Origin of the sequence: Streptomyces prasinopilosus (assembly GCF_001419695.1) — a bacterium.
Lineage (GTDB): Bacteria > Actinomycetota > Actinomycetes > Streptomycetales > Streptomycetaceae > Streptomyces > Streptomyces prasinopilosus.
Genome location: NZ_LIRG01000152.1, coordinates 1 through 4387 on the forward strand (window position 1 = coordinate 1; position 4387 = coordinate 4387).

Below are 4387 nucleotides of genomic sequence, written 5' to 3' on the forward strand. Positions count from 1 at the left end.
CCGGGGTCCGCGGCGCCGGCGGAGGGGGCGGGGCCCAGGGCGAGGAGGGCGGCGGCCAGTGCCGCGGCGAGCGGGCGCCGGGCCGGCCGGGGACGGTCGTTGGTCATCGGTCGGTGCTCCCTCTGTTCCGCTTCCCGGACTTGCGCGGTGTTCCCGGGGCCAGGTTGACGTGGGCCCGCAGCCGTATCCACCGCAGTTCCCGCACCCGTGCGCGCAGTGCGCGCAGGTCCCGTTTCGCCTCCTGGAGCACCGGCCCGGCCTGCCATCCGCCGCCGCTGTGGCCGGAGGCCCGGCCCGCCACGACCAGGCGTCTGATCTCGTGCAGGATGTCCGCGGTGACGTCGACGCTGCACTGGTGCTCGGCGAGCAGCGCGCGGTGCAGATGGCCGAAGAGCGCGGCGCGTTCCCCGTCCCGGGCCTTCTCCCACCAGCGGCCGGCCGCCACGAGGGCCCGGCGGCCCGCGGCGGATTCCAGGTCGAGGGTGAAGGGCGCCCACAGCGCCGCCATGTCCCGGGAGGAGCAGGGCAGCCGGGCGGCGTGTTCGAGGCGTTCCAACGGGTCCGGTTCCCCGCCCGGCCGGGCGGTTCCGACGGCGGGGGGACGCCCGTGGTCCGTGCGGAGTCCGGTGGGCGCCGGAGCGGGGCCGGTGCCGGGTCCGGTGGTCCCGGTCGTGGCCGGGGGGCCGCCGCCGTACCGTTCCGGGGCCTCCTGCCGCACGACCTGGTTCTCCCGCGTCCGGCGGGTGGCGCGCAGGTGGGCGGTGTGGGCGGCTTCACGCTCGGAGAGCCGCTGTGCCCGGACGGCACGTTCCCGCTCCCGGGCCGCCTGCCGTCGCCGGTGTTCCTCGTCCCTGGCGGCGAGGCGCCGGGACAGGTCCGCGGCGGCCTCCCGGTGCGGTGCCCCCAGGAGGGCCGCGAGGACGACGGGTTCTCCCTCCTTGCCCCAGGGTTCGGCGAGCGCCGGCCCGGCGAGTTCGCCCACGAGCAGGTCCAGGAAGGGTGCCAGGTCTGCGTCCTGGAAGATCTGGTGCAGGCTCCGGGCGTAGGCGAGGCACGCGGTTTCGCGCCACGGGGGGCCGGCGGGGGGGACGCCCACCAGACAGCTCAGGACGTCGGCCGGTGCCCTGCAGTGCTGCCACGCGTCCGGGTCCGCGGTGAGCAGGGCCCTCAGCGTCCGCACGTCCGGGGGCCCGAACGGGGTTGCCGGGCCGGCGGAGGCCGGTGGGCGTCCCAGGACCTCCGGCATGTCCGGGGTGCCCGTCGGTCCGGCCGGGGAGGGTTTCCGCGCTCCGCCGCGGTTCCGCGTCCGGGGCAGGCGGGAGAACCCGGCGGTGGCTCCGTCCGCGCCCGGTCGTCCCCCGTCCCCGGACCCGGGGACGGACCCGGTGGCGAGGGTGCACAGCTGCGGCCACAGCCCTCCGACCGCCTCGGCCGTCCAGTCGGGCCGCCCCGCGCCGACGGTGGCGGTGAGCACGTGGACGGCGTCCTCGGCGGTGGGGCGCGGCTCGGCCCGGGCCGCGTGCCGCGCCTCGCGCACCGAGAGCACCGCCCAGGCGCGCAGCCAGGCGGGGGCTTCGGGGGCGGCCGGCGCGAGCGGGGTCAGCCAGGCCACGAGCCGGACGGGGTCGGCCGATTCCCGCGCGAGCACCTCCAGGGCGAGCCGGCGCGAGTCCCGCAGGGCGCGCACCGCGTCGGCCCGGCCGTCGGCCACCCTGTCCGGGCCCAGCAGGCACAGGCACTCGGCCGCGTACCGCAGGCGCCGGCCGTCGTCCGGCCGTCCGGGCAGCAGCCGCAGCACCTCGCCCTCCTTGCGGCACCGTTCGACCAGGTGCCACAGCGCGTCCAGCCTGGTGCGGCACGAGGTGCTGTCCATCGCGTGCTCGGCGCCGCTCAGCACCACGTTGAGGAGGGCCTCCGCCACGAGCGCGGACACCCTCGGCCCGCTCCTTCGGTGCGTCCAGTGGCGGCGCAGTGCCTCGTGCAGCTCCCGGCCCCCGGGGTCGGCCGCGTACGCGATCCCGCACTCGACGAGCCGCAGGAAGCCGTCGCGGTCCGCGTCCTCACCGTCCGTCAGGCTGTTCAGTCCTTCGGCCACCACCTGGGCGGAGTGCCGTCCGGCCTCGACGGCGTCCACCGCCGCGCGGAACGGGTCCAGCCGGCCGAGGGCGCCGAGCAGGGCCCCGTGGTCGGCCGGCGCGACGGGCGCGTCGAGTTCGCGCAGTCCGGCGGTGACCGTGTCGAAGCCCACGACCTCGATCAGGCGGGAGAGGCGGCGCCGGTAGTCCTCGGGGGGCCCGGCCGGGACCTGGGGCGGAGTTCCGAGGCGGACGCACCGGGCGGACGGCGTGTGCCCCGGTCCGAAGGCCAGCTGGGTGGGCGGTGGGGCGCCCCCGTCGAGGCAGCTGCCCACGCGCAGCCCGCTGCGCGTCCCGTACGGCAGGAGGCCGGCGACGGCGTCGAACACGGCCAGCCGGGCCCGCGCGTCGAGTGCGCCGCCGCCGGTGACGACGACGGGGTCGCCGCACAGCAGCAGCGCGGCGACGGACACGGCCCACTCCACGGCCGCCTCCCGCCGCTGCCCGGCGCCGGCGGTACCGCCGGTACCGGCGGGCGTGTGGTCGGCGATGGTCTCCAGACCCTCCGTCAGCCCGGCGACGGCCGGCGGGGAGACCTCCAGCAGGACGGTCTCGTCGTGCTCCGGTGGCAGCCGCACGGGGGCGACGGCGTCCCACAGGGTGGTGTACTCCACCCGTCGGCGCACCAGTTCGGCGGAGTCCATGAGCAGGTAGCGCGTGGGGACGACGGCCCGGTTCGCGCCGTCGCGCAGGGTGGAGGTCTCCATGACGGCGATGCCGGTCCACAGCTGGTCGGTGAAGGGCAGGCCCACCACGGAGATCCAGGGCAGCCGGTCCCGCGCGGCCGTCGCGGAGGGCGGGTTGCCGAGGCTCGCCGTGATGATGTATTCGGAGAACACGGCGCGGCGGGGCGCCCCTCCGGTGCAGTGCAGCACGTCGTACTCGGCCAGGGAGCCCGCCTCCTTGCCGTACCAGGCCCACAGTGCCTCCACGGTGAACGCGTCGTTCACGGACGTCCTCCGTTCCTCATGCCGAGCAGCAGGGACACCAGCGGTTCCATGACGTTGTACGGGCTGAGCGGGCCCACGATGCGCTCGACCCCGTCGACGACGTTGACGTTCCCGAAGCGCTGCAGGTCGACGGATCCGCCGGGCATCGTGCCGAAGCCGATCGCCGAGGAGGTGAAGAAGTGGAGGCGTGAGGGGTGGAAGTGGGCGCGCAGGGTCTGTCCCACCAGGCGCATGGTGCTGCCGTGCAGGTCGTCCGCGAGCCAGTCGAAGAATCCGGCCGGGTCGGGCACGACGGGCACGCCGTTCGGCCCCAGGTCGGTCCAGCCGCCGCGCCGGGCCCGGTGGAAGACGTCCGGGTCGTCGAACTTGGTGAGGCACACGGCGAGGTGGTGCGGGAGGTAGGGGCCGTCCAGCCGGTTCTCCTGCAGGCACAGCCGGGTGATGCGGGTCAGGGTGCCGTTGAGGAAGGCGAACGAGTCGTTGTCCTTCGCCTCGCGGACCGGGTCGAAGAGGTAGACGAGTCCCTGGGCCCTGGCCAGGTGGTCGATGCTCCGGGCGGCGTGGGGCTTGGTCTCCAGGTCCTTGTAGGCGCCGCCGGGCACGTCGAGCACGCTCAGCTCGAAGTCCAGCCGGTTCACCGGGCGCCTGCGCCACGGGCGGCGCCTGCCGAGGGCGGTGCCGCCGAGGTCCCCGCGGAAGCGCCACGCGTAGGAGCGGACGTTCTGGGTGGCCTCGGGGAAGACCCGGTCGATCGCCAGCTCCCGTGCCGTCTCCACCATGAACGTCTCCGACACGTCGTCGGACGGCACCACCTGCCACCGGCCGAAGGGGCCGGACGGGTCGAGGACCGCGAGGCGCAGGGCGCCCAGGAAGGTGGTCTTGCCCGAGGACGGTCCGCCCCAGACGCCGATCCGGGTCTCCCCTTCCCCTGCCCGCTCCCCCGGGGTGAACTCGAGCGGCGGAGCGTACACGGGGTCGCTGCCGGTGTACTCGGCCTCCCCGTCCGCCGTGTTCCGCTCGTAGGGCCTGCTCACCGTTTCCACCGGTGGGAACCGGGGCTCGTCCGGCTTGTTCTCATGCATGGTGCTCACTGTCCTTCCGGCTGGGCGGTGCCGCCGGCGAGTCGGTGCGCGCGCCGGTACGGCGGGCGGTGGGGAGGAACGCCGGTGCGGTGGCGGGGCCGGCCGGCGGTCCGGGGGCCCCGGCGGGGCGTCCCAGGGCGTGGCCGACGCACGAGGCGACGTCCTCGGGTGTGTGCGTCCCGAGGGTGAACAGGTGGTCGCGGCCGAGGTCGCTCCAGAT

The 4387-nt window shown here is 76.0% G+C and carries 2 protein-coding genes and 1 pseudogene; all 3 read right to left on the reverse strand.

Translation table 11 applies throughout. From position 1 onward, the window contains the following. Positions 1-103: 103 nt before the first annotated feature. Positions 104-3085 (reverse strand): hypothetical protein, encoded by a 2982-nt coding sequence (locus AOK18_RS07805; protein WP_055693851.1) that lies wholly within the window; start codon positions 3083-3085, stop codon positions 104-106. Continuing rightward, positions 3082-4167, reverse strand: coding sequence for a hypothetical protein (locus AOK18_RS31755; RefSeq protein WP_055574923.1), 1086 nt, complete (start codon positions 4165-4167; stop codon positions 3082-3084). Before AOK18_RS31755 ends, AOK18_RS07805 begins: the two co-directional genes overlap by 4 nt. Next, positions 4160-4387, reverse strand: a pseudogene (locus AOK18_RS33560) (hypothetical protein); the annotation flags it as partial. The gene AOK18_RS31755 and the pseudogene AOK18_RS33560, both read right to left, overlap by 8 nt.

Bases quoted from the DNA above. Each gene is read 5' to 3' on its own strand.
- AOK18_RS31755 (WP_055574923.1), bottom strand. From the start codon at position 4,167: ATGCATGAGAACAAGCCGGACGAGCCCCGGTTCCCACCGGTGGAAACG.